Genomic DNA, 25,360 nt, shown 5'->3' on the forward strand with positions numbered 1-25,360 from the left:
GACGACCGATTCAAGGCCAATGCCGATTCAGCCAGTCTGCACAAGACTCGTTCTGTCCTCTTCGCTATCTTGCCCGCATGGGCCTGCGCGGACGAAAAACACGCGCGGCTCCATGCGATGGAACGGCATGATGTTCGCCGTCGAGGCAACCCGCGACGGCAAGGAGGTAAAGGTGGCATTTCTTCGCCAGTGTTTGCAGCAGCTTCGTGCCGCTTACCCGCCAGAGCAAGGACGGATGACTGCGGTGCCGCACGGCGACTACTCCGAGGCGGAGCAGCTTCCCGTTTATGCTCCCGTCGAGGAGAAGATGGCGCCGCCGCCGCCATTGCGAGTCCTCGGCGCGGCGCCGAATCCCACACATAACCTCCCATTCCAAATACCTCGGTAAGACGGCATGACTACAACTGCGACCATTTCTCTGTCTGCTTTGCGCGCACCTGCGTCGCGCCGTGAGTTGGCTCAAGGCGCGCGCTGGCGCGTTGCTGACGTCGAAGCCCTGTACGCATTGCCGTTCATGGACTTGCTGTTCCGTGCGCAGCAGGTGCACCGCGAGCACTTCGATGCCAACGAGGTGCAGCTGTCCGCGCTGTTGTCGATCAAGACCGGCGGCTGTGCGGAGGACTGCGGCTACTGCCCGCAGTCCGCGCACTTCGACACCGGCGTTGAGGCCAGCAAGCTGATGCCGCTGCAGGAAGTCGTCGAGGCGGCGCAGGCCGCGAAGGCCCAGGGCGCCACGCGCTTCTGCATGGGCGCCGCGTGGCGCAGCCCCAAGGAACGCGACATGGAAAAGGTGACCGACATGGTGCGCGAGGTTCGCGCCCTGGGACTGGAAACCTGCATGACGCTCGGCATGCTCGAAGCGCAGCAGGCGCAGGCGCTGAAGGACGCCGGCTTGGACTACTACAACCACAACCTCGACAGCGACCCCGGGTTCTACGGCAAGATCATCAGCACGCGCACCTACCAGGACCGCCTCGACACGCTGGGCCATGTGCGCGATGCCGGCATCAACGTCTGCTGCGGCGGCATCGTTGGCATGGGCGAGAGCCGCACGCAGCGCGCCGGGCTGATCGCGCAGCTGGCCAACCTCGATCCCTACCCGGAATCGGTGCCGATCAACAACCTGGTCGCCGTGGAAGGCACGCCTCTGGCGGACACTCCGCCGCTCGATCCCTTCGAGTTCGTACGCACCATCGCGGTCGCGCGCATCACGATGCCGACGACGATGGTGCGCTTGTCGGCCGGACGCGAGCAGATGGACGAGGCGCTGCAGGCGTTGTGCTTCGCCGCTGGCGCCAATTCGATCTTCTATGGCGACAAGCTGCTGACCACGAGCAACCCGCAGGCCGAGGGCGACCGCGCGCTGTTCGAGCGGCTCGGCCTGAAGGCGCAGCGCGAGCCATGAGTGCGATGCTGGCGCCGGCGCCGAACCCGCTCGGCCGCCCGATCATCGATGCGGCGTTCCGCGCCGATCCCTATCCGACCTACGCCGCGCTGCGCGAGGCCGGGCCGATCCACTGGAGCGAGGAGTTCTTCGGTGGTGCGTGGCTCCTGACCCGCCATGCCGATGTCGAGGCGGTGCTTCGCGATCTGGTGCGCTTCTCGGCGCAGCGCACCGGAGGCTGGGTGATGCAAAGCCAAGCCGCCCGCAGCGAGCTGCGGGACTTCCAGCAGCTCTTCGCGCGGGCGATGCTGTTCCTCGATGCGCCAGATCACCAGCGCATCCGCAGCGTGCTCAATGCGGGATTTCGCAGCGACGTGCTGCAGCAGTTCGTGCCGGCCATCGAGCAGCGTGTCGATGCCTTGCTCGACGCGGTGGACGCCGACGCGGGCTTCGACTTCATGCAGGCGCTGGCGCGGCCGCTGCCGGCCGAGGTGATGGCGATGCTGATGGGCATTCCCGCGGCCGATCGCGGCGACTTCATCGCCTGGTCCGACGATCTGGCGGCCTTCATCGGCGCGCCCCTGCCTTCGCTCGATCAGGCGCGGCGCGCACGCACCAGCCTGCTGGCGATGAGCGGCTACTTCGAGCAGCTCGTGCCGCAGCGCCGGCACGCACCGGGCGACGACCTCGTGAGCCGGCTGCTGCGGGCCGAGGCGGCAGGCGACATCCAGCCCGGTGCCGAGTTGCTCGCCCAATGCGCGATGCTGCTGTTCGCCGGCCACGAGACCACGCGCAACCTGCTGGGCAACGGCCTGCAGGCACTGCTGGCCGATCCCGATCAGTGGCAGCGCCTGCAGCATGAGCCCGCCTTGTTGCCGGGCGCCGTGCGCGAGCTGCTTCGCTTCGACAGCCCGGTGCAGTACACCGGCCGTCGTGTCGCGGCCGATCTCGTGCTGCATGGCCAGCAGCTGCGCCGCGGCGATCTGGTGGTCGCGCTCATCGCCTCCGCCAACCGAGACCCGGCGCGCCACGCAGAAGCCGATCGCCTGGACGTCGCGCGCCGCCCCGGCGGCCTGCTGTCCTTCGGCGCCGGCCCGCATGTGTGCATCGGCGCGAGCCTGACGCTGATGGAGGCCGAGATCGTCTTCGGCCGGCTGCTGCGCCGATTCCCGGCCCTGCAGCGGCTCGATGCGCAACCGCGCTGGAGCGGCAATGCGGTGTACCGCGGACTCAGCGTGCTGCCGGTGCGTCAGGCTCCGGCAGCGGATGTTTCCATCAGCATGCCGCGGCGGTAGGTCTCGGCGATCATGCGCGGCCCCTCGCGCGTGACGATGCAGTAGGTGGGCGGGCGTCGGCGTCGGGGAGCGACGGCCTCGAAGTCGCGCCGCACGTCCGCCGGCATTCGATCCTGCGCTAGGCCGAACTTTGAGCGCCGAATGAGCGCAACCGGTTCTGTCGCAGCAAGCCCATGCTGATAAGCTGAGGTGGGACTGAGGAAGGGACGAAGACGTGATCGAGGCGCTGCGCAAGGTGATCAGGCGGATGCATTACCCGCTGGAGGTGATGCTCACCTGCGTGCGCTGGTACGCGGCCTATCCGCTGAGCCTTCGCCACATTGAGGAGATGATGGCGGAGCGCGGCGTGCACGTCGATCACGCCACGGTCCATCGCTGGGCGATAAAGATCTTGCCGGTACTGGCGGCAGTGTTTCGAAGAAGCAAACGCCCGGTGGGTACGAGCTGGCGCATGGACGAGACCTATGTCAAGGTCGCCGGCCAGTGGAAATATCTGTATCGGGCGGTCGATCGCGACGGCGACACCATCGATTTTCTGCTGCGTGCAAAGCGCGACCGCGCTGCTGCTCGGCACTTTCTGGAGCGAGCCATTGATCTGCATGGTGTGTCCGAGAAGATCACCATTGACAAGAGCGGCGCCAACACGGCTGCCATCCAGAGCGTCAATGATGATTCCGGGGCGGACATCGAATTGCGTCAGTGTAAATACCTGAACAACATCGTGGAGCAGGACCACCGGGCGATCAAGCGAATCGTGCGGCCGATGCTTGGATTCAAGTCTTTCCGCTGCGCTCGCATCCTCATTGCCGGCATCGAGACAGCCCACATGATCAAGAAGGGGCAGCTCGACTGCCCTGAAGACCCAGCTTCGTCCGCGGCGTCGAAGTTCTACTCGCTCGCATTTTGAGTGGCACGCACCAGACTGGCTTCACTGGGCTCCACGACGTTACTGCGACAGAACCGTTGCGACGCCATAGCAGGGGTGTCGAAGCCGACGATTGCGGTGGTGAACGGCTACTGCCTGGGCGGCGGTGCCCACCTGGCCATGTCCTGCGACTTCGGATATGCCTCAGCGGAAGCGAAGTTCGGCATCCCTGCCGCGCGGCTGTCCATCATTGATGGCGAGCGCGGCACGCAAAAGCTGCTGTCGCTCGTCGGCCTGTCGCAGGCCAAGCGCATTCTCTTCGGCGCCGAACGATTCGACGCACGGGAGGCCCTGCGCATTGGCTTTGTGGACCATGTGGCGGGTGGCGAGACGCGTTCTCGCGTTTGGCTGGGCCGCATTTTGGACCGCGGTGGCGACACCGACATTCATCTTCACCCCGCGGACGTCCCGGGCGCGATCGTCGCGCTCGACCGCATGGACCAGCCGGCGTCGTGGCGCTGGGCCGGTCCGGCCTGGATTGCGAAGGCGCCGGCCCAGATCGGTCCGGGCCGCGTGACCGGCGCGACTTTGACAGCGCGCGAGCCGACGAAGCTGGCGCGCACGTGGGCAGCCGCCCTCGGCGCTGAAGCCCAGGGCGACCGGATCGCGCTCGACGGCGGCGAGCTGCGCTTCGTCAAGGGCGAACGCGACGGATTCGCTGCCTTTCACGTCGAGGGGCTCGCGGCCGACGTCGCGTTCGGCAGCATCCGCTTCTTTCTCGCCGATCGCCACCTTGCCGCTGTGGTTCGTCTCGGGCTTGGCCAGCGTGGAGAGATAGCCGCCTTCGTCGGAACGGCGCAGGTTCTCGAACACCGCCTTCGAAACCTCGGATCGTCGACGGCCGCCAGATGACCACGCGAAACAGGAGGAGGGGCGTGGTCGCGCTTGCCATTTAGCGAGTCGTCGCAGGTGTCCAGAACTGCCTCGAGCGGCTCCTTGGTCAGCGCAGGCTCCTTGTGAGGCGTGGCCAGGAGCGCTTTGACCGCGGAGTCGGTGCAGGCGTTGGGCTGCTTGGCAAGTGGTGAGCCATTGAGAGAACCGAGATCCGATGCATCAGCGTGTTCAGCGCCGGCGCGCCGGGCTTGACCTTGATGCCGCCCTCAACCAGCGCCGCATCGTTCTCGGGCGGCAGCTGGCACGTCACGCCAGCCTTGGTCGCGCGCTGCAACGATGAACACTTGGCCAGCAAGCGATTCGATCCCTTCACGTTTGCACGCGGGCGTTCGCGCCTTGGCCCTCGAAAGCCCACCTGCCTTCGGCCGCGCCACTGCCGCTCAGAGAGAGCATTCGACCGTCACATAGTCAGCGGGCGTGTTGATCTCTATCAACTCGAGGTCGTCAGACTGCCGGATGACGTTGTGCGCCACACCGGCGGGCTGACTGAGGCAGGAGCCGGCAACGACGGTCACCGATTCGGGCATGCCGTCGAACCTGAATTCGACCCAGCCTTTCAGCACGTACACGAAATGCGCTGTCATGTCGTGCCAATGCCAACCGGTCTCCTCGCCGAACGGCTGAACAGCGCGGATGTGCTTGGCGCTAATGCGGCCATCCGAAGCCTCCGCCATTCCGAGATCCCGATACTCAACATTGGCGCGAGGGCCAGCTCGATGAAAACGGCTGTCCTCGAGAGGAGTGAGAACAAACTTGGATTTCGCTTGGTCAAGCGGCAATGGACCCTTGTATCGCGCAGACTTGCTCATTGGATTCCCTTTCAATTTACTGGCCAGCGAGTGCGACAGAGATGCGCGGCGCTGGCGTAGATGGCGCTATGCGGTTGGTTGGTCACAATTTCAAAAGTCGGTGACACCAAGAACCGGAAGAAACTTTCCCGGGATTCATGACGCCCCCTCGGCAGTCAAGCATCCAGCGCGTGGAGCGCCCGGATCACACGGCAATCGGCGCAAGAGTCTGAAGCGCACCCCCTTGCCGAGCCGAAGCGTAGGCCGCGTCCATGACCTGCATCATTGCCTCGGCGTCGCGCAATGACGCGATTGGCTTCCCACCCGTGCGACATTCAGCAAGGACCCGCTTGACGAACAAGGGGTAGTAAGCGTCCGTTTCAAGCTCAAGACGCAGACTCCGGGTGCCGGCGGCAATATTGGTTCGGTCCCGGATCTCGATCCGGTCGGGGCCCGATTTCGCGTACATGCGATCGGACGAAAGGGTGAACGAGAATTCGCGCTGTTCGTCTGAAGTGCTGGGGAAGCTGTATCCGGTCTCCACGAGTCCGATCACGCCATCCTCAGTTTGCATCGTCAGCAACGAGTAGTCCTCAACCGCGCCCCGGTGCGTCCGAGAGTTCATGGTGGCTGAGACGCGCGTGATCTCCTTGCCGGTCAGCAATCTAAAGAAGTCTATGAAGTGCGTCGCGACATTGATCGTGGACCCGCCACCTGAAAACGCGGGATCGAGCGCCCAGCCTGAGCCCGCGGCTTCATAACGGCCGGGCGGACCTACGATGAAACGAAAGGACATGTAGTTGAAGTCCGACGGGACACGGCCCTCGGCACCGTTGAGCGCGCTGAGCAGGTCGCTCATGCGAAAGATGAGCGGTACCGCGCAATAAAGATCGGCTTCCTCGGTCAGTTTCCGCAGCCGGGTAACCTGCGACATGTTGACACCGCAGGGCTTCTCCAGCGCAAACGGAATTCGCCGCGCGATCACCGCTTCCGCGAGCGTCGGCATTTCGGAATGCCGACCGAACACAAACGCGAAATCGACTTCCTCGCGCTCGAGCAGCTCATAGGCCGACGAGTACAGCGTACTCCCGAATCGCGCTGCGATCGCTTGCCCTTTCACTTGCTCCGAATCGGAAACGGCAACCACCTCGATCCCAGGCGCCTCGAGCGCATCGAGATAGAGTGGGACATGCCAATGGCTGGCCTCCAACAATGCGACTTTCATGCGTGTTCTCCCCTCGCACGGTGCACAAGCCGACGCTGTGCTTGCGCGGTGCGCGCAATGACGCCAGCCGCACAGAATGCTGTGGCAACCCGATAAAGCCTATTCATGACATCTTCCGTTCATTCAGAGAAGCGTGACAACCAGTTGAGTTCGGGCACGGGCCCTTAGAATTTAGGCATCAATGGGTTGCATCCTTAGCCATGGACAGCAAGCCATCGTCCGGTATTGACTTCCCATCGGGGCGGTAATCGAATCCAAGAAATCGCAGGGCATGCAATGCCTGCCCTTCATGCATCGGGCGTCCCCCTTGGGTGCGACAACCGCGCGCATGAGCGGCGCGGCAAAGCGGCGTCGGCTCGGGCGCATTGATGATGTCTACGACGATGCTGCCAGGATCCAGCCGCTCGGGATTCACGGGCATGGGATCATTCGTGTTCATGCCCAGCGGCGTGGCATTGATGACGATCTCGAATCCGAGTGGATCGGCTGAGCCAGAATGTGTGGTGCAACCGGTCGCGGCGGCGACGGATTTGGCGAGGTCGTCGGCGCGACGTTCGTCGACATCGAAGATGGTCAACGTCCGGGCGCCCGCGGAAGCGACTGCAAATGCGATAGCTCTGCCTGCACCTCCGGCGCCTACGAGAAGAACGGACTTGTTCGCCGGGTGGTTTCCTTCCCACTGCATGCCAAGCACACAACCCAGACCATCGAAGATGGCACCGATCCAGCGCCCATCTTTATCGCAACGGATGACGTTGAGTGCGCCGACCTGACGAGCAGTCGGATGTAGTTCGTCGACAAAGGCCAGCATCCGTTGCTTATGAGGCATCGTGACCAGCACGCCGGAGAGATTCCCCAACGCTCGTGCGCCGGTGACGAATGCGGGCAGATCATCGTCCTTGACCACAAATGGTATGCAAACCGCGTCTGCCCGCTGTTCGATAAAGAGCCGGTTCAATAGTTCGGGTGACTTGGCTGTCGTCAGCGGATCGCCCACCAACGCATAGAGTCGGGTTGTTCCAGTGACATGCGGCATCATGCTTTGGCCAGCGCTTCGGTGTAGCGGGTGCGCACCTCGAGCGCTACGGCTGCAGGCGCCAGGTCACGCAGGATCATGCGCTGGAAGGCTTCACCGCAGATCTGGTTGAAGGTTGACTGGATGATGGAGTAGTTCACCATGCGGCCGCGTTTTTCCACCAGCGCCTTCCAGCCCAGCTGGTCCTCGGCTTCCGGCGTCTTAAAGTAGGGGTCTTTGTAGGCGCTGGCGCGCGCCACCACTTCGCCGCCTCGCGCGGCGATCGCCTGAGCTGCCGGGCTGGCCATGAACTTGACGAACTCCCATGCGCCGCCCTGGCGTGGCGAATGGCGGTTGATGCACATCTGGAAGCCGTACACCGCATGCTTGTCGTCAGGCTCTACCGAAGGGGCCGGTGCCCAGGCCAGGTCGTTGGCCACGGCCGCCTTCAGGCCTCGGTAGCGGTACAGCCCGAAGGTGGCAGACGCGACCGTGCCCGCACGCATCCCATCCTGCAGCTCGTTGTAGGCGAACTGCAGGCTCACGGGTGTCGCAGCCTTCTTCTGGAACAGGTCCTTGACGATGGTGGCGGCCAGCAGCAGCCGCTTCTCGCTAAAGCCGATCTCGCGGCCGCTGGGCGCGAAGAAGGGGTCGCTGTTGCCCGCCACGATGGAGCTCACGATGAACTCCATGAAGGCCTGCGCGCCGCCGATCCCGCCGCTCAGGCCGATAGGGACGCCGTAGGCCATCTGGTTCTGCTTGGTCAGCAGCGGGCCGAGCGCGCCCACTTCCTCGTAAGTGCGCGGAGGCGTGGCAATCTTCGCCTCGTCGAACTTGCTCTTGCGGTAGACGTAGATTGGGATGCGATAGTCCTGCTGGAGGCCCCAGATCTTGCCGTTGACGCGCGTCTGGTCCAGGCCGATCAGCCAGTCCGTGGTGTCCACCTTGTCGCGCGCGATCAGCTCATCGATGGCCAGCACCGAGCCGGTGGCCACGAACTCGGGCATCTGGAAGTTGTTCACGCGGATCACGTCGGGGCTGTCCGACTTGGCGCGCGCCGCGCGCACGCCGTTTTGCCCGGCGGGGTCTACCACCACGCGCACCTTCACACGCGGCTGGCTGGCCTCGAAGGCCGCGATCATCTGCGTCTGCGCCGCCGCGCGCGGGTCGTTGGTATTGGCCGGATCGAGAAAGGTGTCGTAGGCGATGGTCTCGGTGGTCTGCGCGAAGGCCCGGCCCGCGGGTGCGCCGAGCATGGCGGCCATGCCACCCAGGAAGATGCGCCGGCTCGTGCGGGGCACGGGCTTCTGTTCGTTGATGCTTGCTGGTTTCTGCTCGTTCACGTTTGTCTCCTGGTTTAAGTTCGCATGGGGCGGGCTAGCCTTTGACGGCGCCGGCGGTCAGGCCGCTGATGAACCATCGCTGCGCGAGCACGAAGATGGCGACGATGGGAAGTGAGGACACCACGGCGTAGGCCATGACGTACGACCAGGTGATGCCGATGCTGTCGAACACCTGGTTGACCAGGGCCACTTGCAGCGTGCGGTGCGCTACCTCAGGCGCGAACGCGGCCACGGTGATGTAGTCGTTCCAGGTAGTGATCATGCCGATCACGGCGCTTGCGGCGATGCCGGGTCGCACCAGAGGCAGGATGACCCGTGTGAAGGTTTGCCAGTGATTGGCGCCGTCCACCTGAGTGGCCTCGTCCAGTTCGCGCGGCACGGCGTCCACGAAGTTCTGCATGAACCACACCGTCTGCGGCACCAGGCGCGCGGCCTGCACCACGATGATGACCGCAGCGTTGTTCAAGAGGCCCAGCGCGTCCAAAAGGAAGTACGTTGGCACCAGCAGCGCAACGCCGGGGATCATGGACGTGGACAGGATCAGCAGCATCACGGCGCGCTTGCCGCGGAACTCAAAGCGTGAAGCCGCGTAGCCGGCGGGCGCGGACAGCAGTACCGCCAGCGCGACCGCGCCGACCGCATAGAGCACCGAGTTGAACAGGTCGGAGCCGAAAGTCTGGTTCCGGAACACCGCCTTGTAAGCAGATAGGCTCGGCTCCGTGGGGAAAAAGGTAGGCGGGTAGGCCATGACGTTGGCCTCGCTCTTGAGCGAGGTGAGCACCGCCCAGGACAGCGGGATCAGCACGATCAGTACCACGGCGGTCAACACGGCCCAGGACAGCATTTTTTCGGAACGGCGGATATGCATGGTGTTCAGCCCGATACGCGGCCGGTGAGCCGCGTGTAAAGGTAACCAAGGAAGAGGTTGACCCCCAGCACCACGACGGAGATGACCGACGAGGGCGACAGGTCCACGGAGCGGAAAGCGCTGGAGAACACCTCGAAGCTCCAGGTGGCGGTCGAGCCCAGCGGCCCGCCGCCAGTGAGCACCAGGATCAGCGTGATGAGCGTGAGATAGAGGATGCCCAGCGCCAGGGCGGTGCTGCCCAGCGTGGGCGCGATGTGCGGCCACACCGCGTGGCGCAGTCGCGCGCGCAGGCCGCCCCCGTCAATGTCGATCGCCTCATACAACTCCGCCGGGATGCTTTGCAGCGAGGCGCTCATCATCACCATCACGTAGGGAAAGGACCACCACGCGGTGACCAGGATGACGAGAAGGAGCGCCAGCGAAGGTTCACCCAGCATCAGGCCGGGCTCCATCCCCAGGGACCGCATCAGATAGCTCATGGGCCCGTACGAGGGATTGAGCAGCCACAGCCAGAAGCAGCCCACCACGCCCATGGACAACGTCCAGGGCAGCAACAGCAGGGTGCGCACGTACGCAGCGCCGCGCGCAATGTTCTGCAGCGCAAGGGCGCAGGCCAGACCTATGGGCAGCACCACCGCCAGCGCGCCAAACACGTACAGCAGGGAGTTGAGGCTGAGTTCGAGGAAGGCCGGGGAAGTGAGCACCGAAACGTAGTTCGCCAGGCCCACGCCCTCCACCACTTCATAGAGGCGCGTGCGGTGGACGCTCAGCCACAGCACCACGGCCGTGGGGTAGAGCGTGACGGCTAGCAGTATGGCAACGGCCGGCGCGAACCAGGCAAAACGCGCCCAGAAGCCCGGCGGCCGAGGGTCGGTCTGCAGCGCAGTCGCCGCCTCCGTGTAGGGAATGGCATTCATAAAAAGCAGCCTCATTTAGAACGTCGTTCCACTGTACGTGTCGCGAGGCTATTCGACACTCGGGAAATCCCTCGATTTCGCGCCGAACTCCGGTGCTACATTGGAACCCTGTTCTAAATACATGGAGATTCCGTGGCCACTGGCGACATGATCGAGCGCGTGCTGGACATCCTCACGCTGCTGGCCGATCACCCCCAAGGCCTGCCGATCAGCGATGTCTCGCGGCGGCTGGACCTGCCCAAGAGCGCCGTGCACCGGCTGCTGTCCGTCTTGGTGAGGCGGGGACTGGCGGTGCAGGACGAGTACAGCCAGCGCTACCGCATGACGGTGAAGCTGGCCGCCATCGGCTTTCGCTTCCTCGCGGCCTCCGGCATCACGGAGATTTGCCAGCCCTCCCTGGACCGGCTGGCCGCGCGCACCGGAGAACTGGTGCGCCTCGCATTGGTGGAAGACGATGCGCTGATCTGGATCGCCAAGGCCCAGGGCGCGCTCTCCGGCCTGCGTTACGACCCGGATATGGGCCAACCCGTGGTGCTGCACGCCACGTCGACCGGCAAAGCCTGGCTCGCAACCCTGGACGAGGCGCAGGCCGTGGCCCTGGTCAAGGCGCGCGGCTTCGTCGTGCCCTCCCGGTTCGGCCGGCCCATCGTGCGCGACGAGGCCAGCCTGCGTGCCGAACTCGCGCTGACGCGCAAGCGCGGCTATGGCACCTCCATCGAGGAAGGGGAACCTGGCACGTGCGCGGTGGGCTGCGCCATCGTGGACCCGCAAACCCGCCGCGCGATCGGCACCGTCAGCGTGGCCGGTCCCGTGGCGCGACTCCCGCCGGAGCGCATCGCCGCCATTGCGCCCGACGTGCAGGCCACTGCGGCGGAGATCGCCGACCTGTGGCCCAGCCGCAAGGTGATGGAGGCCATGATGGGGCAGGCGCCGCTGAAAGTGGCCAATGGCTGAAGGCGCGATGAGCGAAGAAAGCCTGGCGCGCGAGCTCGCTGCCGCGCGCCGCACCAATGGCTTCATGACGGCTCACGCTCTGGAGCACCTGGATGACTTCGAGGGCGCCTATCGCCTGCAGGAGAGCGTGCGCGCCGAACTCGGCGCCACGGTCGTGGGCTGGAAGCTCGCGGCGCCGCCGGCCGCCGAGTTGATCTCGGCACCCCTGTTCGACATCGGGTGCATGGCGTCCGATGCCGTCCTCGCCGACACCGCGCTGCTTCGCGACGGTGTCGAATGCGAACTGGCCTTGCGCATCGATCGCCCCCTGCCCTTGGGCGGATGCACGCGCGACGACGTGATGGCGGCCGTGGGCGTTGTCATGCCGGCCCTCGAACTGCTGTGCAGCCGGTTGCCGGCCAGGTTCGCCTCGCAGCGCGAACACATCGTGGCGGATGGCATGGGCCATGGCGCGGTGGTGCTCGGTGCGCCGTGCAGCGACTGGCGCCCGCTGGAGTTCGACAAGCTGCGCGTGACGCTGTGGGCCGACGACGTGCCCGTGGTCGACAAACCGGGCGGCAATCCTTTTGGAGACCCGCTACTCGCGGTCGCCTTGCTCGCCAACCACCTGGCGCTGCGCGGCCAGACCCTCGCGGCGGGGACTTTTGTGCTGGCCGGTTCCCATACCGGCGTCCATCGTGCGCGGCCCGGCGAGCGGCTGCGCTGTGTTTTCGAAGGGGTCGGACAAGTCGCGCTCAACCTGCGCGAGGCCGAGCCCCCAACATTCAAGGAGCAAAACCATGCTGGCAGGTGAAGGTGCAGTGGCTATCTGGAACGACATCGCCGAGGCCGGACGCGCGGAGTTTTACGCCTGGCATCTGCACGAGCACATGCCCGAGCGCGTGGGCATTCCCGGCTTTGTGCGGGGGCGCCGCTATCGCGCTGCCGATGGAGCCACGCAGCCAGAGTTCTTCACCCTGTACGAAACTTCGAGCTTCCAGGTTATCCAGGGCAGCGACTATCTGTCGCGCTTGAACGAGCCGACGGATTGGACGCGTGCGACCACCGCACATTTCCAGACGACTACGCGCTCACTCACGCGCGTGGTGGCCAGCCACGGCGTGGGCTCGGGTGGCGCGATGCTGTCCGTGCGCTTCGACATCGCGGACGACGCTGTGCACGACATGGTGCCGCGTCTCACCTCGGCGCTGGAAACCGCTGCACGGTTGCCGCGCATCAGCGGTGCGCACCTGCTGCGCTCCGATGCCGGCGTATCGGGCCAGTCCACCGCCGAAAGCAAAAATCGCAAGGACCTGTTGGCGCCGGCTCGCTGGGTGGTGTTGCTGGAGGGCTGCGATCTCGACGCCTTTGGGGCGGCCCTCGCGCTGCTGCAACAGTTCACCGAACTGCGCGAGGCTGCCGTGGGCCGCTACCTGCATGAACACACGCGGCTAAAGACCGCCTGGCAAGGGGGATGAGCGATCACAACTCGCCCCTGGACCCGGAGGCGCGCGCGGCTGCGGCGGCGCAGCGGCACGCGACCGACTTCGCGCGGCAACAACATCCCTTTTGAACGAGGTACCCAAATGGCAACCGTTGATATCCAGGACGCAACCAAGTCCTTCGGCAGCACGCGGGTGATCCGCGGCGTGAGCATCGACATCCGCGACGGTGAATTCGTGGTGCTGGTCGGCCCCTCGGGCTGTGGCAAGTCCACCCTGCTACGCATGATCGCAGGGCTGGAGGGTATCGACGCCGGCGAGATCCGCATCGGCGGGCGCCGCGTGAATGGGCTGCTGCCCAAGGAGCGCGACATCGCCATGGTGTTCCAGAACTACGCGCTGTACCCGCACCTCACCGTGGCCGATAACCTCGCGTTCTCGCTGAAGCTGCGCCATGCGCCGCAGCAAGAGATCGAGCAGCGCGTGGCGCGCGCGGCCAAGATCCTGGGGCTGGAGCCGCTGCTGGCGCGGCTGCCCAAGCAGCTCTCCGGCGGCCAGCGCCAACGCGTCGCCATGGGCCGTGCCATCGTGCGCGACCCCCAGGTCTTCCTGTTCGACGAGCCGCTGTCCAACCTGGACGCCAAGCTGCGCGTGGCAATGCGCGCCGAGATCCGCGAGCTGCACCAGCGTCTGAAGGCCACCACCATCTACGTCACGCACGACCAGATCGAGGCCATGACGATGGCGGACAAGATCGTGGCCATGCACGACGGCGTGGTGGAACAGGTGGGCACGCCGCTGGAGCTGTTCGACCGCCCGCGCAACGTCTTCGTCGCGGCCTTCATCGGCTCGCCGTCGATGAACCTGCTGCCCGTCAAGGTCAACGACCAGGGCGTTGTGGACAACGCGGGCAACCACTGGGCCGTGCCTGGCGTGCCGGCCACAAGCGGCCAGGCGCTCACGCTGGGCGTGCGGCCCGAGCACCTGCGGCTGGACGGCGCGGGCGTGGAGGCGCGCGTGGTAGTGGTGGAGTCCACCGGCTCGGAGACGCACCTCGTCGTTGATGCGGGTGGAACCAAGCTCACCTGCGTGCTGCGCGAACGGGTCAGCGTGCGCCCCGGCGACCAAGTGCGCCTGGGTGCTGACAGCGCGCATTTGCATCTGTTCCGTGCGGACTCGGGCGAGCGGCTCGAGCCGGTGCACTGAACCTGAAAGGAACACAAGAAATGAAACTCGTCCGATTCGGTGCTCGCGGCAGCGAGAAACCCGGGGTGATCGACGCTCAAGGTGTCGTGCGCGACCTCTCGGGCGTGGTGCCGGACATCGATGCCCGTACGCTGTCACCGGCGGCGCTGGCGCGCCTGCGCGAGATCGACCTCGCCACACTGCCGGCCGCACCCGAGGGCGTCCGGCTGGGCGCGTGTGTGGGCAGCATCCCCAACCTGGTTTGCATCGGCCTCAACTACTCCGACCATGCGGCCGAAACCAACACGGCCATCCCTTCGCAGCCCATCGTCTTCAACAAGCACACCGGCGCTGCGGCCGGCCCCAATGACGCGCTGATCCTCGCGCCGGGTTCGGCCAAGCTGGACTGGGAGGTGGAGCTGGCGGTGGTAATAGGCACCCCCGCGTGGCACGTGCGCGAAGAGGATGCCTTGCGACACGTCGCGGGCTACTGCCTGTGCAACGACGTTTCGGAGCGCGCCTGGCAGCTCGAGTACGAAGGCCAGTGGACTAAAGGCAAGAGCTACTACGGCTATGCGCCCCTGGGCCCATGGCTGGTAACCGCCGACGAAGTACCCGACCCGCAGGACATGGACCTTTGGCTGGAGGTCAATGGCGTGCGGCGCCAGAGCGGCAACACGCGCACGCAGATCTTCGGCGTCGCGCACATCGTGTCCTACCTGAGTCGCTTCATGGCCCTGGCCCCCGGCGACGTGATCGCCACCGGCACGCCGCCGGGCGTGGGCCTGGGCCACAAGCCGCCGCTGTTCCTGAAGGCGGGCGACCGCGTCGCGCTGGGCAACCCCCTGCTGGGCGAGCAGCGCCAGAGCGTGGTGGCTTACGACGACGAAGCCATGGGGGCGCGCTGGCGCGAAGCGCGCCTGCCGCAGCTTTGATGCTGCAAGGGCGCGACCTCGCCTACTACCGCACGCTGATCCAGAAGCTCGGCCTGAAGGGCCAGTGACCCGTACCAACCTGCGAAAGTGAGTACCCCATGAGCATCCCGCTCGCACTGTGCGCCGAGCGCTGCCTCCCCGACGACGGCTACACCGGCATCCTCGTGGGCCGTGTCTGGCGCCCCGAACTCGCCGGCCCCTCCGTGGTGGCGATCCGCGAGGGCGGCATCCATGACCTGAGCGCCGAGTTCCCCACCATGAGCAGCCTGCTCGATCTGCCCGAGCCCGCCCGCGCCGTGCGCGAGGCCACCGGCGAGCGCATCGCGAGTCTCGATGAACTGCTGGCCAACGGCGACGAGGCGACGCGCGATGCGGCCCGGCCCTTTCTGCTCGCCCCCTGCGACCTGCAGGTGGTCAAGGCAGCCGGCGTCACCTTTGCCAGCAGCATGCTGGAGCGCGTGATCGAGGAGCAGGCCGGCGGCGACGCCCAACGCGCCGAATCCGTGCGCGCGCGCGTGGTGGCGCAAATAGGCACCGACCTGTCGGCGGTGAAGCCAGGCTCGCCGCAGGCCACGGCGCTGAAGCAGGTTCTGCAGGAGCAAGGCCTCTGGTCGCAGTACCTGGAGGTGGGCATCGGCCCCGATGCCGAAGTGTTCAGCAAGGCGCCAGTGCTGTCGGCCGTGGGCACGGGCGCCGACATCGGTGTCCGCTCCGACTCGTCCTGGAACAACCCCGAGCCCGAGGTGGTGCTGGCAGTCGACAGCCGCGGTCGCGTCGTCGGCGCGACGCTTGGCAACGACGTGAACCTGCGTGATCTGGAGGGCCGCAGCGCCCTTCTGCTGAGCAAGGCCAAGGACAACAACGCATCGTGCGCGATCGGCCCTTTCATCCGCCTCTTCGACCGGAGTTTCGGCCTGGCCGACGTGCGCAAGGAAGTGGTGAACCTGCGGGTGGACGGCCCGGAAGGCTTCGCGCTGGACGGCGTCAACTCCATGCAGTACATCAGCCGCGAGCCGCAAGACCTCGTCGACCAGGCCATCGCCGCGCACCAGTACCCCGACGGTTTCATGTTGTTCCTGGGCACCCTCTTCGCCCCGACGCAGGACCGCGACCATCCGGGCGGCGGCTTCACGCACAAGGTGGGCGATCGCGTCAGCATCCGCAGCGCGCGGCTCGGCGAGTTGTGCAACCGGGTGCGCCACTGCGAGGACATCGCGCCCTGGACCTTCGGCCTGCGCGCTCTCATCGCCAACCTCTCAGGCCGCGGTCTGCTGGCGACGGGAAGGCTGTAAATGGCCACCGCTTCGAACGCCGGCATGCCTCTCGCCCTCGCGACGCTGCAAACCATCCGCTTGCATGTCGATGACAACGTCGTCATTGCCCGGCGCCAGCTCATCTCCGGCACACGGCTGGCCGAAGAGGGCGTGACGGTCTCGGGAATGATCCCGACCGGGCACAAGCTCGCGGTCCGCGACATCGCCATCGGCGAGCCGGTGCGCCGCTACGGGCAGATCATCGGCTTCGCCTCGCAGGCGATTCGCACGGGGCAGCACGTGCACGTGCACAACCTCGCGATGGGCTCGTTCGACCGTGATGCTGCCGCGGTGGCCTGCCTCGACGCGAAGCCGATCGTGCCGGCGGAGCAGCCGGCGCGGTTCATGGGCATCGTCCGCGCCGATGGACGCGTCGCCACGCGTAACTACATCGGCATCCTGACCTCTGTGAACTGCTCGGCCACGGTGGCGCGTGCCATCGCCGACCAGTTTCGCCGCGACGTGCGGCCGCAGGCGCTGGCGGACTACCCGAATATCGATGGCGTGGTAGCGCTGACCCACGGCGCCGGCTGCGCGGTTGATGCCGACGGCGAGGGCCTGCGCGTGCTGCGCCGCACGCTGGCGGGCTATGCACTGCATCCCAACTTCGCGGCGGTGCTGGTGATCGGCCTCGGATGTGAGACGAATCAGATCGCCGGATGGATCGAAGCGCAGGGCCTGCAGCCGAGCGCGTCGCTGCAGACCTTCACCATCCAGGAAAGCGGCGGGACTGCGCTCGCCGTGCAGCGCGGGGTGGCGGCGGTGCACGGCCTGCTGCTCGACGCCAATCGTGTCGAACGGCAGCCGGTGGCCGCCAGCCACCTTATGGTGGGGCTGCAATGCGGCGGCTCCGACAGCTATTCCGGCATGACCGCCAACCCCGCCTTGGGCGCGGCGATGGACCGGCTGGTGCGCCACGGCGGCACCGCCATCCTGTCGGAAACGCCCGAGATCTACGGCGCCGAGCACCTGCTGACGCGACGCGCGCAAAGCCGCGCCGTGGCCGGCAAGCTGCTGGACCGCATCCGCTGGTGGGAGCGTTACTGCGAGCGCATGGGCGCAGACATGAACAACAACCCCTCCGCCGGCAACAAGGCCGGCGGGCTGACGACCATCCTCGAGAAGTCGCTGGGCGCCGTCGCCAAGGGCGGCAGCAGCAACCTGGTGGACGTGGTGGAGTACGCGCAGGCCGTGCCCCCGGGCGGCCTGGTCTTCATGGATACGCCCGGCTACGACCCAGTGAGCGCGACCGGCCAGGTGGCCGGCGGCGCCAACCTGATCTGCTTCACCACCGGCCGTGGCTCGGCGTACGGCTGCGCACCGGCGCCGTCGATGAAGCTGGCGACCAACACCGCGCTCTGGCAGCGCCAGTCTGCCGACATGGACATCAACTGCGGCGGCATCGTCGATGGGAAGGTGTCGGTGGATGCGATGGGCGAGCAGATCTTCCAGCAGATCCTGCGGGTCGCGTCGGGCGAGAAGACCAAGAGCGAGCTGCACGGCTACGGCCAGAACGAGTTCGTGCCCTGGCAACTGGGTGCGATCACCTGAAAGAAGCCCTAGGGCCTGTCAACGCCGCAGCAGCGTCTTGACGCGGCGGACCACCTCCATAACGTTCAGCGGCGGCCGCTCGAGCTGGCATCGTCGCACGCAGCGTAAGCGGCGGTAGCAGCGGTGGCATCCGCTACCGCAATGTTTGCTTCCGTCCGTCCAGGCGGCAGAACGATCACGCCATCTGCATCGGCCACCAGGCGCGCCCCCGGTGTGAAGGTGATACCTCCGAATCGAAGCGGAACGTCAAGCTCGCCACCCGCGCCGAGGCGGGCACGACGCGGAACTGTTCCGAGCGCTTTCACGCCGATGTCCATCTCGTCGATCTGCGTACGGTCGCGAATCACGCCAAGACCACGACACCAGCCCAACGGTTGCGTACGGCCAATCCCGCCATGACGTCGCCGAAGACGCCGTCGTCGAGCGAATGACCGCTGATGGCCGATGAGAGCCGACCGAAACCACGAGCGTGGACGGCAGAGAAAGACTGGTTGCTCCAGTCGAATCTCTCCGGCGAACGACGGAGACCGCCCATGCTGACATCCGCGCTTTTCGTCGTGTTCGACCGGTCGACGTCTGAACTTGACCTTCACCGAAACCATCGCGGAAACAGGATGTGCGACCGTCGTCGGAGCGTTGGAAGTAACGGACGACGAGGACCCCGTCGCATTTGAACGGCTGCTTCGCCGCTTGAGCGCGCAGGTCTCCCGCATCCCGGGGGGACCGGCGCTGGCTCAGATGGGATAACGCTCGGAAGCCGCCTACTGCCGGACGGGTTCAAAGGCAGCGCCGATCAGTTAGAGGCCTGTGCCGGCGAAACGCTTGTGCACCCTGTAGCCGATCGCAATGCGAATGTGGATGCCTGGATAGTGAGTGATTCGGTCGCTTGTTGGTTTGGAGCGACGGGTTTTCTCGCAGATTCCGCATCTCTCGTCGGGCTTAGTCGAAAATTCCCACAACTTTAGTAACCCAACGAAAGTGTTCTCACCCAATAAAGTCGTAAACGTGCAAATAGAGTCGCAAACGTGGCAATACAGTCGTAAACACTCCGGATGCACGTGTTCTTTGCCATTAATGTCCGAGACTGTTGGTTGCCACCGAAAATTGACCTGGCTATGGAGTGAACCCCATCGACTGGACCACTGCGGAAAGATGAACTGATACGCTGGCTCACTGCTGTCCGGTTAAAAGTTGAACAAATTCAACTGGTTAGCGGTGTTGGGTAGCTCGGTTTGGGACAGATCGGCCTGCAGGGCGCATGAAAGCTCGGTTTTCTCGAAGACGGAGACCGACAAGATCTGTAGACAAGTGTAGAGAGAGGCGTCGAGTTGAAGCTCCTTCTTGACAATGGCGATGAGCACGTAGGTGGCCACGGCGCACCAGACCTGCGTCTTGACCGCGTTCTCGCTGTTGCCCATGAAGTGCTTGATGCGCAGGTGCTGCTTGATCCACTTGAAGAACAGTTCGACCTGCCAGCGGCTCTTGTACAGCGCGGCGATCGTCAACGCCGGCAAGGCCATGTGGTTGGTCAGGAAGATCAGCGTCTTGCCCGATTCGGGGTCCTTGAATCGAATTCGCCGCAGGTGCTGGGGATACTTCTTGGCCGAGTAGTGCCCATTGAGCATGACCTGCTGGTCGCTGATGATGCCAGTGCTGCGATCGGTCGGCGCCGAATAGACTCGCCTGGCATCCATTGGCGACTTCGCACGCGTGACGAAGAAGGCGCCGGCCTGAGTCAGTGCATGCAGCCTCTCGAAATCGACGTAGCCGCGATCCATCACGTAGAACGCGCCGGGCTCGAAGACCAGCATGTCCAGCACGTTCACGTCGTGCAGCTTGCCGTCGCTGATGTGGATGAATGCGGGGATGGCCCCGCGCAGGTCCAGCAGCGTGTGCAGCTTGATCGCCGCCTTGGTGGAGCGGAACGGCGCCCAGGAGAACAAGCTCAAGCACAGATCGATGGTGCTGGAATCCAGGGCATAGACCGTGTTGTCCAATTCCACGCCGAGCACGGAGTCGCCCAAGTAGAGCCTGCGCGCACGCCGAATGAGCACAGCCGCAAGATCGGACCAGATGCGCCAATCGCGCGATTCGTTGGCATCGGCCAAGGTCGAGCGTCTGACGGCCGAGCGAAAGCCCATGGCATAGAGCTTGTTGGCGTTGGCCGAGAGGCTGGCCTCGATATCGCGCAGGCTCTCTCGCCACGTCAGCTGAGCAAACGCCATGGCGCGGAACTGCTCGGCGCAAGACAGCGTGCGCACGCCCGAGTTGCCGCCGTAGCGTTGCACGATGCGAGCGAAGCTGGTCCATGGCACGAACTCCATGACTTGAGCGAACAAAGTCTTGCCGATGTGCACACGCTCTCCCCGGGGCTGCCAAACCGGGGAAAGTACGCGGTTCTTCGTGATCGAAGTTCAAATCGGCACCAAACAAAATCGGCCTGCAGCCCGCGCCAATGCTTGATCTCAGCCCCGCAGCGGATCATTTAACCGGACAGCAGTGACGCTGGCTGGGCCTTCATAGAAGGAGAAGGTCCATGTCCTCAAGAGGTCCGTATCGCAGGCACTCTGCGCAGTTCAAGCTGCAGCTGTGCCATGACATTCGCTCAGGCGCCCTAGCAGGGTGCTGAAATACCTCTCCCGCCGGTCGGCGTGTGACGGCCCTCAAGCGTTGGAAGTTGATCCCCCGACAGTTGCAAGACAAGACCCCAGACGATGCGCGGAGCCGACACCTTCACCGAGAGCTTGTTCACGATGCGCCGCCTGGAGGACTTCGTACCCGCGAATCATCCTCTGCGCCCGATCCGCGCGATGGTCAATGAAGCGCTGCTCAAGATGGACAACCTATTCGCCGGCATGTATGAGGCCGACATCAAGGGCGGGCGTCCCAGCATCGCACCAGAGAAGCTGCTGCGCGCGATGCTCTTGCAGATCTTCTTCAGCGTCCGCTCGGAGCGTCAACTCATGGAGCAGACCCAGTACAACCTCTTGTATCGCTGGTTCATTGGCTTGGCCATGGACGATGCGGTCTGGGTGCCCAGCGTCTTCACCAAGAACCGCGAACGGCTGATCGCGCACGACGCGATCATCGAACTGTTCAACCACATCGTCGAAACCGCGGATCGCAAGGGCTGGCTGTCGGGCGAGCACTTCAGCGTCGATGGCACCCTTATTCAGGCGTGGGCCAGCCACAGGAGCTTTGTGCGCAAGGACGGCGGCGACGATGATGCGGGCAACAACACAACGGGTAGCACCAGCTTCAAAGGCCAGAGCCGCAGCAACGACACTCACGCCTCGCGCACCGATGGCGATGCGCGTCTGTACCGCAAGGGCAAGACCGCCAGCGAGTTGCGCTACATGGGTCATACCCTATCGGACAACCGCCATGGCCTGATCGCCAACGCGATGGTCACACAGGCTGACGGCTTTGCCGAGCGCGAAGCGGCCAAGGTCATGATCAAGGATGCCCGTCAAGCGGCCGCGAGTCCGGATACCGAGGTCACACTCGGTGCAGACAAGGGCTACGACGCGCAGGAGTTCGTCCAGGCATGTCAGGACATGGGCGTGATACCGCACGTAGCCCAGAACACTTCGGGGCGGCGCTCCGCGGTGCCCGATGCCATCGCTGCGAGCGAAGGCTATGCGCTGTCACAGCGCAAACGAAAACTCATCGAGCAGGGCTTCGGCTGGGCCAAGACGGTGGGCGGAATTCGTCAGGTGATGGTGCGTGGACTCAAGCGCGTGGACCACCTGTTCGTGCTGACGATGACGGCCTACAACTTGACGCGCATGCGTTCGCTGGGACAAATCCGTCCGCAGGGGCTCTGAGGCAACCAGAGGCGCGCAAAACATCCTCAAATCAGAGAAAACGGCTCGCAAAACCCTGCCTGACGCACCATGTGAAAAGCGAACCCTCGGCCGGCAGGGAGGACTCGCTTTGAAGGGGAGTATTTCCGCACCCTGCTAGGTCGGCGTGACGCCCAACGCAAGTACACCCTCTCAGCCAATCTCATCCAGATGTGGCTGACGCAGTTTGATCGCGGCGAGCTCAGCAATGAGGAGGTTGAGGCGGCTCTTGTGGACGAAGCGAAGATCGCAGCCTTGGAGCGCAAGGTTGGGCAGCTCACGATGGAGCTCGAGCTCGTCAAAAAAACGCCACGCCTGCGCCTCGTCAGCGACAACGAGAACTCCTCCATCATCACCGGCCCGAAGCCTGCTCCATCCGACGGGGGTGCGAAGTGATCGAGCTTCCGCGCAGCACGTTCTACTACCGTGCAAGCGAAGCCGGCGAGGTCCTGAGCGACTTGCAGGTGGTGCACACAAAGCGGTTTCGATCCGCGCTCGCCGCTTTCCATGCAGATGCCTTTGGGCTGGAAGGAAAACGAGGTCGTCGATCCGGGGTTTCTCAGCGGCATGCGCATAGGCTGGCTGGGCGACTAGCGGCCTGAGCTGCGTTGGCTCAGTGCAGCAGATAGAAGCGATAGTCCGAGCCGCCTGCGGCTGCCCCCCTTCGACAGCCTCGTGCCAGCGGGGCGAAACGCCCCATTCGCAGAAAGAAGCGCAACGCTCTTGCGATGACCATGGTGTGGGCGCTGCTTACGCTCCGCGCCGCAGGACCTTGCCCGGTCGTGCCTCGGTTATCGAAGCGTCGCGCATCACGGCAGTTCCGTTGACAAAAACGTGAGTCACACCCGTCGACTTGACGTTCGGGTTTTCCAACGTGGAGTGACAGTGGATTTGATCGAGATCGAAGACTGCTAGGTCCGCGTAGTATCCAGCCCGGAGTTCTCCCCGATGCTCCAGCCGGAAACGCCGTGCGGGAGTCCAGGTCAGGCGCCCTACCGCCTCGACAATATCCAGGACGCGCTGATCTCTCACGTAGTTCTGAAGGAACGACGCTGCCCACGAGAAAGCGATCGGCGAGAACCGCAGGTCTTTCAAAGCGCCCACTTCACTGACGGACACGCCATCGGAAATCACCATGCAGTCGGGCTGCCGGATCAACGTATCAATGTCAGCTTGGCTCGATACCCGTCCGCACCACATCAAGCGAGACATCTCGGCGCCTTCTTCCAGGAGGAGGTCGCAGATGCAATCCCACGGCGTGGATTGCCGCTCGACGGCAATCTGCTGAATGGTTTTCCCCATGTAAGACGGGCTCGCTCCGCAATGGTAGAGAACCAGCCAGTCCCACCGGCGGTCGGCGAGCAACTTCCAGTTGGGAAATGCGTTCTCCTGCAAGCGCGCACGGGAAGGTCCGGGTCGCAGTAGGGACCGCAGTTCGTCGCTTGGCAGCTCAAGTGCCCAAGTCGGGAGAGACGCAATGACTTTCGTGGGCCCCCATTCATCGGGAATGACATCGAAGCCCACATCGGCGCCATCCTCGCGCGCCCAGCGCACCATCTCCAGCAGACGATCCGCCGCGCCCTGCGGCGCGCCGTATTTCGGAGCTATGTGAGACAGCTGGAGTTTGGACCGGGTCGTGCGAGCGATGCCGAGCGCTTCACCGACTCCCATTTCGATCAACCAATCGCGGTTGCGGACGTGACTGGCGTACACCACGTCGAACTCCGCCGCAATCGCACCTGCCTCCAAGAGTTCCACGGCGGTCGCGTGCATGCCTGGCGCGTACTCCAGCCCTGTGGAGATACCAATCGCGCCGTCGTCAAGAGCTTGGCGCAGATACTTCCCCATCGCTGAGAGTTCGTCAGCACCGGTTGCGGAACTAGCTGTTCCCTTAACAGCAAGGCGAACCGTACCGTGGCCAACGTATGAAGCGACGTTCAATACGGGACGCGTGGCCTGTAGCACGTCGAGGTACTCGGCGAACGTCCTCCAGGTGATCTCTGTCGAATCTTGCACCGCGAGAAGGTGCTTCCTCAGCAAAATTGGGTCGGCGCAAGGTGCACAGCTATGACCGCAGTTGCCGGCAATCTCGGTCGTGACTCCTTGCGTGATCTGACTCTGGCCACCTGAATCCTTAAGAAACGCAGCATCCGAGTGGGTATGAATATCGATGAACCCAGGTGCAACGATCAGGCCAGAACAGTCGATCCTCTGACGCGCAGGTGCGTCAACGATGCCTTGCTGCACCCACACGATTCGTTCGCCTGCGATTGCCACCGTGCCTACGAAGGGCTCCGCTTGGCCCTCGCTCGCGACAACCTGGCCGCCGACGAGTAGGTAATCGATCATCATGCTAGTTGGCCTCAGTTGTCGATGCGAATGTTCTTCGCCTTGATCAGGCCGGACCACCGTCCTTCTTCGGCCGCCATGAAGCGAGAGAACTCGTCGGCATTTTTGGGCTGGACCACCATGCCCCGGCTTCGCAGGTCTTGCAGCACCGTGGGGTCCTTCAAGACTTCTAGGATCTCCTTCGCCAGGTAATCCTTGATGGCAGCGGGCGTCTTGGCGGGCGCCGCGATGCCGTACCAGAGTGCGACGTCGATTCCAGGGAGGCCCTGTTCTGCAAGCGTTGGGACGTCAGGGAAAGAGTCCATCCGCTTATCCACGGTGACTCCGAGTACCTTCACCTTGCCCGATTTTTCGAGTTCAGCGGCATTCAGCGCCGACAGGAACATGAGATCGATCTGTCCACTGAACACTTGGGTCAGCGCAGGAGCGGTTCCCGGAAAGGGAACGTGCAGGAGTTCCACGCGTGCGGTCTGCTCCATCAATGCGATAGCGGCGTGCGCAGTGCTTCCAATCCCCCAACTTGCTGCCGACACTGAGCCGGGCTGTTGCTTTGCCGCGCGAACGAGATCCGGAACAGTGGCAGCCCTCGAACTCGGATTGGCAACGAGCGCAAAAGGCATGACGCCTATGAATGCCACTGGGTCGAGATCCTTCGAGGTATAGCTGATGTTTTTGTATACCATCGGGTTCAGCACGTTTGTCTCCGGCAGTGCCAACATGAGGGTATAGCCGTCAGGCTGCGCACGAGCGACGGCCGTCGTGCCGACGATTCCGTTCGCGCCGGGCTTGTTGTCTACCACCACCTGTTGGTTTATTCGCGCCGAAAGCTTCAAGGCCATCAGCCGTGCAATACCGTCCGTGTTGCCCCCTGGGCTCCAAGGCACGACCAGCCTGATCGGTCGGGCTGGGAACCTATCGGTCTGTGCGGAAGCCGGCAGAAGGATGGCCGCCAGCAGGGCGCCGAATGCGAGATTGCGGAAAGACATGGTGGGTTCCTAGGTAGTGATGTTCCCAATCTAATTGGATCGATTTCTGTCCCGCGTGCCACTTTGTCGGAAAGGGAAAGACCGGTTGCGGGTTTTCGGATGAACTACTTATCGACGGGGGCAAAGGGGGCCACGCGCCGGTGCGCCCGGCAGGACATGCAGGTCCG

24 protein-coding genes are annotated in these 25,360 nt (G+C 64.4%); 14 read left to right on the top strand and 10 right to left on the bottom strand.

Annotation, left to right across the window (positions count from 1 at the left end):
- The first annotated feature begins 127 nt into the window (after positions 1-127).
- From ACSQ9I_RS31485 to ACSQ9I_RS31505, 5 genes are all read left to right on the top strand, one after another.
- Complete coding sequence (locus ACSQ9I_RS31485) at positions 128-388, top strand: hypothetical protein (protein WP_436315993.1); 261 nt, start codon at positions 128-130, stop codon at positions 386-388.
- 6 nt (positions 389-394) lie between these two features.
- On the top strand, positions 395-1,405 hold the full coding sequence (gene bioB / locus ACSQ9I_RS31490) for a biotin synthase BioB (RefSeq protein WP_436315994.1): 1,011 nt from the start codon (positions 395-397) through the stop codon (positions 1,403-1,405).
- Positions 1,402-2,679, top strand: coding sequence for a cytochrome P450 (locus tag ACSQ9I_RS31495; RefSeq protein ID WP_436315995.1), 1,278 nt, complete (start codon positions 1,402-1,404; stop codon positions 2,677-2,679). Before bioB ends, ACSQ9I_RS31495 begins: the two co-directional genes overlap by 4 nt.
- 247 nt (positions 2,680-2,926) lie before the next feature.
- On the top strand, positions 2,927-3,586 hold the full coding sequence (locus ACSQ9I_RS31500; RefSeq protein WP_436317080.1) for an IS6 family transposase: 660 nt from the start codon (positions 2,927-2,929) through the stop codon (positions 3,584-3,586).
- Positions 3,587-4,456, top strand: a complete 870-nt coding sequence (locus tag ACSQ9I_RS31505) for an enoyl-CoA hydratase/isomerase family protein (protein ID WP_436315996.1) — start codon at positions 3,587-3,589, stop codon at positions 4,454-4,456. It abuts the gene before it with no gap.
- Positions 4,457-4,878: 422 nt separating this feature from the next.
- Here ACSQ9I_RS31505 and ACSQ9I_RS31510 read toward each other — a convergent pair whose 3' ends face one another.
- The 6 genes from ACSQ9I_RS31510 to ACSQ9I_RS31535 all read right to left on the bottom strand — a co-directional run bounded on the left by ACSQ9I_RS31510 (position 4,879) and on the right by ACSQ9I_RS31535 (position 10,669).
- A complete protein-coding gene (locus tag ACSQ9I_RS31510) occupies positions 4,879-5,307 on the bottom strand; it encodes a cupin domain-containing protein (RefSeq protein ID WP_436297012.1) in 429 nt (142 codons plus the stop codon).
- Positions 5,308-5,491: 184 nt separating this feature from the next.
- On the bottom strand, positions 5,492-6,511 hold the full coding sequence (locus tag ACSQ9I_RS31515; RefSeq protein WP_436315997.1) for a Gfo/Idh/MocA family protein: 1,020 nt from the start codon (positions 6,509-6,511) through the stop codon (positions 5,492-5,494).
- Positions 6,512-6,689: 178 nt separating this feature from the next.
- Positions 6,690-7,550, bottom strand: a complete 861-nt coding sequence (locus ACSQ9I_RS31520; protein ID WP_436315998.1) for a shikimate dehydrogenase family protein — start codon at positions 7,548-7,550, stop codon at positions 6,690-6,692.
- Positions 7,547-8,869, bottom strand: coding sequence for an ABC transporter substrate-binding protein (locus tag ACSQ9I_RS31525; RefSeq protein ID WP_436295354.1), 1,323 nt, complete (start codon positions 8,867-8,869; stop codon positions 7,547-7,549). Before ACSQ9I_RS31525 ends, ACSQ9I_RS31520 begins: the two co-directional genes overlap by 4 nt.
- Positions 8,870-8,903: 34 nt before the next feature.
- Positions 8,904-9,737: a carbohydrate ABC transporter permease gene (locus ACSQ9I_RS31530; RefSeq protein WP_436295355.1), complete on the bottom strand. Its 834-nt coding sequence runs from the start codon at positions 9,735-9,737 to the stop codon at positions 8,904-8,906.
- Between the two features lie 5 nt (positions 9,738-9,742).
- Complete coding sequence (locus ACSQ9I_RS31535; RefSeq protein WP_436295356.1) at positions 9,743-10,669, bottom strand: carbohydrate ABC transporter permease; 927 nt, start codon at positions 10,667-10,669, stop codon at positions 9,743-9,745.
- A gap of 117 nt (positions 10,670-10,786) precedes the next feature.
- Here ACSQ9I_RS31535 and ACSQ9I_RS31540 point away from each other — a divergent pair, with 117 nt between their 5' ends.
- From ACSQ9I_RS31540 to ACSQ9I_RS31570, 7 genes are all read left to right on the top strand, one after another.
- Positions 10,787-11,608: an IclR family transcriptional regulator gene (locus ACSQ9I_RS31540; RefSeq protein ID WP_436295357.1), complete on the top strand. Its 822-nt coding sequence runs from the start codon at positions 10,787-10,789 to the stop codon at positions 11,606-11,608.
- A 7-nt stretch (positions 11,609-11,615) separates the two neighbouring features.
- Positions 11,616-12,401 (top strand): 2-keto-4-pentenoate hydratase, encoded by a 786-nt coding sequence (locus tag ACSQ9I_RS31545; RefSeq protein WP_436295358.1) that lies wholly within the window; start codon positions 11,616-11,618, stop codon positions 12,399-12,401.
- Positions 12,388-13,065: a hypothetical protein gene (locus tag ACSQ9I_RS31550; RefSeq protein ID WP_436295359.1), complete on the top strand. Its 678-nt coding sequence runs from the start codon at positions 12,388-12,390 to the stop codon at positions 13,063-13,065. Before ACSQ9I_RS31545 ends, ACSQ9I_RS31550 begins: the two co-directional genes overlap by 14 nt.
- A gap of 108 nt (positions 13,066-13,173) precedes the next feature.
- Positions 13,174-14,235 (top strand): ABC transporter ATP-binding protein, encoded by a 1,062-nt coding sequence (locus ACSQ9I_RS31555; protein WP_436295360.1) that lies wholly within the window; start codon positions 13,174-13,176, stop codon positions 14,233-14,235.
- Positions 14,236-14,255: 20 nt separating this feature from the next.
- A complete protein-coding gene (locus tag ACSQ9I_RS31560) occupies positions 14,256-15,149 on the top strand; it encodes a fumarylacetoacetate hydrolase family protein (RefSeq protein WP_436295361.1) in 894 nt (297 codons plus the stop codon).
- Positions 15,150-15,247: 98 nt separating this feature from the next.
- On the top strand, positions 15,248-16,441 hold the full coding sequence (locus ACSQ9I_RS31565) for a fumarylacetoacetate hydrolase family protein (protein ID WP_436315999.1): 1,194 nt from the start codon (positions 15,248-15,250) through the stop codon (positions 16,439-16,441).
- A 24-nt stretch (positions 16,442-16,465) separates the two neighbouring features.
- Positions 16,466-18,013 (top strand): UxaA family hydrolase, encoded by a 1,548-nt coding sequence (locus tag ACSQ9I_RS31570; RefSeq protein WP_436316001.1) that lies wholly within the window; start codon positions 16,466-16,468, stop codon positions 18,011-18,013.
- Between the two features lie 65 nt (positions 18,014-18,078).
- On the opposite strand, the gene ACSQ9I_RS31575 is transcribed toward ACSQ9I_RS31570, so the two are convergent.
- Together ACSQ9I_RS31575 and ACSQ9I_RS31580 are read right to left on the bottom strand one after the other, a co-directional pair.
- The gene (locus ACSQ9I_RS31575; RefSeq protein ID WP_436295364.1) at positions 18,079-18,360 is read right to left on the bottom strand and encodes a hypothetical protein; all 282 of its coding nucleotides are present in this window, start codon (positions 18,358-18,360) and stop codon (positions 18,079-18,081) included.
- An 837-nt stretch (positions 18,361-19,197) separates the two neighbouring features.
- Complete coding sequence (locus tag ACSQ9I_RS31580) at positions 19,198-20,370, bottom strand: IS4 family transposase (RefSeq protein WP_436313178.1); 1,173 nt, start codon at positions 20,368-20,370, stop codon at positions 19,198-19,200.
- Between the two features lie 357 nt (positions 20,371-20,727).
- Between ACSQ9I_RS31580 and ACSQ9I_RS31585 the strand changes: the two genes are divergently transcribed.
- Both ACSQ9I_RS31585 and ACSQ9I_RS31590 read left to right on the top strand, forming a co-directional pair.
- The gene (locus tag ACSQ9I_RS31585) at positions 20,728-21,840 is read left to right on the top strand and encodes an IS5 family transposase (RefSeq protein WP_436311868.1); all 1,113 of its coding nucleotides are present in this window, start codon (positions 20,728-20,730) and stop codon (positions 21,838-21,840) included.
- Between the two features lie 189 nt (positions 21,841-22,029).
- A complete protein-coding gene (locus tag ACSQ9I_RS31590; protein ID WP_436316002.1) occupies positions 22,030-22,254 on the top strand; it encodes a hypothetical protein in 225 nt (74 codons plus the stop codon).
- Positions 22,255-22,608: 354 nt separating this feature from the next.
- Here the strand turns inward: ACSQ9I_RS31590 and ACSQ9I_RS31595 are convergent, their stop codons facing one another.
- Both ACSQ9I_RS31595 and ACSQ9I_RS31600 read right to left on the bottom strand, forming a co-directional pair.
- Positions 22,609-24,210: an N-acyl-D-amino-acid deacylase family protein gene (locus ACSQ9I_RS31595; protein ID WP_436316003.1), complete on the bottom strand. Its 1,602-nt coding sequence runs from the start codon at positions 24,208-24,210 to the stop codon at positions 22,609-22,611.
- 11 nt (positions 24,211-24,221) lie between these two features.
- Positions 24,222-25,193: a tripartite tricarboxylate transporter substrate binding protein gene (locus tag ACSQ9I_RS31600; RefSeq protein ID WP_436316004.1), complete on the bottom strand. Its 972-nt coding sequence runs from the start codon at positions 25,191-25,193 to the stop codon at positions 24,222-24,224.
- Positions 25,194-25,360: the final 167 nt, after the last annotated feature.

It is taken from the genome of Variovorax sp. LjRoot84, from assembly GCF_964254305.1.
Taxonomy (GTDB): domain Bacteria; phylum Pseudomonadota; class Gammaproteobacteria; order Burkholderiales; family Burkholderiaceae_C; genus Variovorax.

What these genes read in the sequence shown, in the direction of transcription:
- ACSQ9I_RS31530 (WP_436295355.1), bottom strand. Translation starts at nt 9,737, where the DNA reads ATGCATATCCGCCGTTCCGAAAAAATGCTGTCCTGGGCCGTGTTGACC.
- ACSQ9I_RS31515 (WP_436315997.1), bottom strand. Translation starts at nt 6,511, where the DNA reads ATGAAAGTCGCATTGTTGGAGGCCAGCCATTGGCATGTCCCACTCTAT.
- ACSQ9I_RS31520 (WP_436315998.1), bottom strand. Translation starts at nt 7,550, where the DNA reads ATGATGCCGCATGTCACTGGAACAACCCGACTCTATGCGTTGGTGGGC.
- ACSQ9I_RS31585 (WP_436311868.1), top strand. Translation starts at nt 20,728, where the DNA reads ATGCGCGGAGCCGACACCTTCACCGAGAGCTTGTTCACGATGCGCCGC.
- ACSQ9I_RS31565 (WP_436315999.1), top strand. Translation starts at nt 15,248, where the DNA reads ATGAGCATCCCGCTCGCACTGTGCGCCGAGCGCTGCCTCCCCGACGAC.
- bioB (WP_436315994.1), top strand. Translation starts at nt 395, where the DNA reads ATGACTACAACTGCGACCATTTCTCTGTCTGCTTTGCGCGCACCTGCG.
- ACSQ9I_RS31600 (WP_436316004.1), bottom strand. Translation starts at nt 25,193, where the DNA reads ATGTCTTTCCGCAATCTCGCATTCGGCGCCCTGCTGGCGGCCATCCTT.
- ACSQ9I_RS31545 (WP_436295358.1), top strand. Translation starts at nt 11,616, where the DNA reads ATGAGCGAAGAAAGCCTGGCGCGCGAGCTCGCTGCCGCGCGCCGCACC.
- ACSQ9I_RS31485 (WP_436315993.1), top strand. Translation starts at nt 128, where the DNA reads ATGATGTTCGCCGTCGAGGCAACCCGCGACGGCAAGGAGGTAAAGGTG.
- ACSQ9I_RS31570 (WP_436316001.1), top strand. Translation starts at nt 16,466, where the DNA reads ATGCCTCTCGCCCTCGCGACGCTGCAAACCATCCGCTTGCATGTCGAT.
- ACSQ9I_RS31590 (WP_436316002.1), top strand. Translation starts at nt 22,030, where the DNA reads ATGTGGCTGACGCAGTTTGATCGCGGCGAGCTCAGCAATGAGGAGGTT.
- ACSQ9I_RS31595 (WP_436316003.1), bottom strand. Translation starts at nt 24,210, where the DNA reads ATGATGATCGATTACCTACTCGTCGGCGGCCAGGTTGTCGCGAGCGAG.
- ACSQ9I_RS31550 (WP_436295359.1), top strand. Translation starts at nt 12,388, where the DNA reads ATGCTGGCAGGTGAAGGTGCAGTGGCTATCTGGAACGACATCGCCGAG.
- ACSQ9I_RS31555 (WP_436295360.1), top strand. Translation starts at nt 13,174, where the DNA reads ATGGCAACCGTTGATATCCAGGACGCAACCAAGTCCTTCGGCAGCACG.
- ACSQ9I_RS31560 (WP_436295361.1), top strand. Translation starts at nt 14,256, where the DNA reads ATGAAACTCGTCCGATTCGGTGCTCGCGGCAGCGAGAAACCCGGGGTG.
- ACSQ9I_RS31495 (WP_436315995.1), top strand. Translation starts at nt 1,402, where the DNA reads ATGAGTGCGATGCTGGCGCCGGCGCCGAACCCGCTCGGCCGCCCGATC.
- ACSQ9I_RS31500 (WP_436317080.1), top strand. Translation starts at nt 2,927, where the DNA reads ATGCATTACCCGCTGGAGGTGATGCTCACCTGCGTGCGCTGGTACGCG.
- ACSQ9I_RS31510 (WP_436297012.1), bottom strand. Translation starts at nt 5,307, where the DNA reads ATGAGCAAGTCTGCGCGATACAAGGGTCCATTGCCGCTTGACCAAGCG.
- ACSQ9I_RS31535 (WP_436295356.1), bottom strand. Translation starts at nt 10,669, where the DNA reads ATGAGGCTGCTTTTTATGAATGCCATTCCCTACACGGAGGCGGCGACT.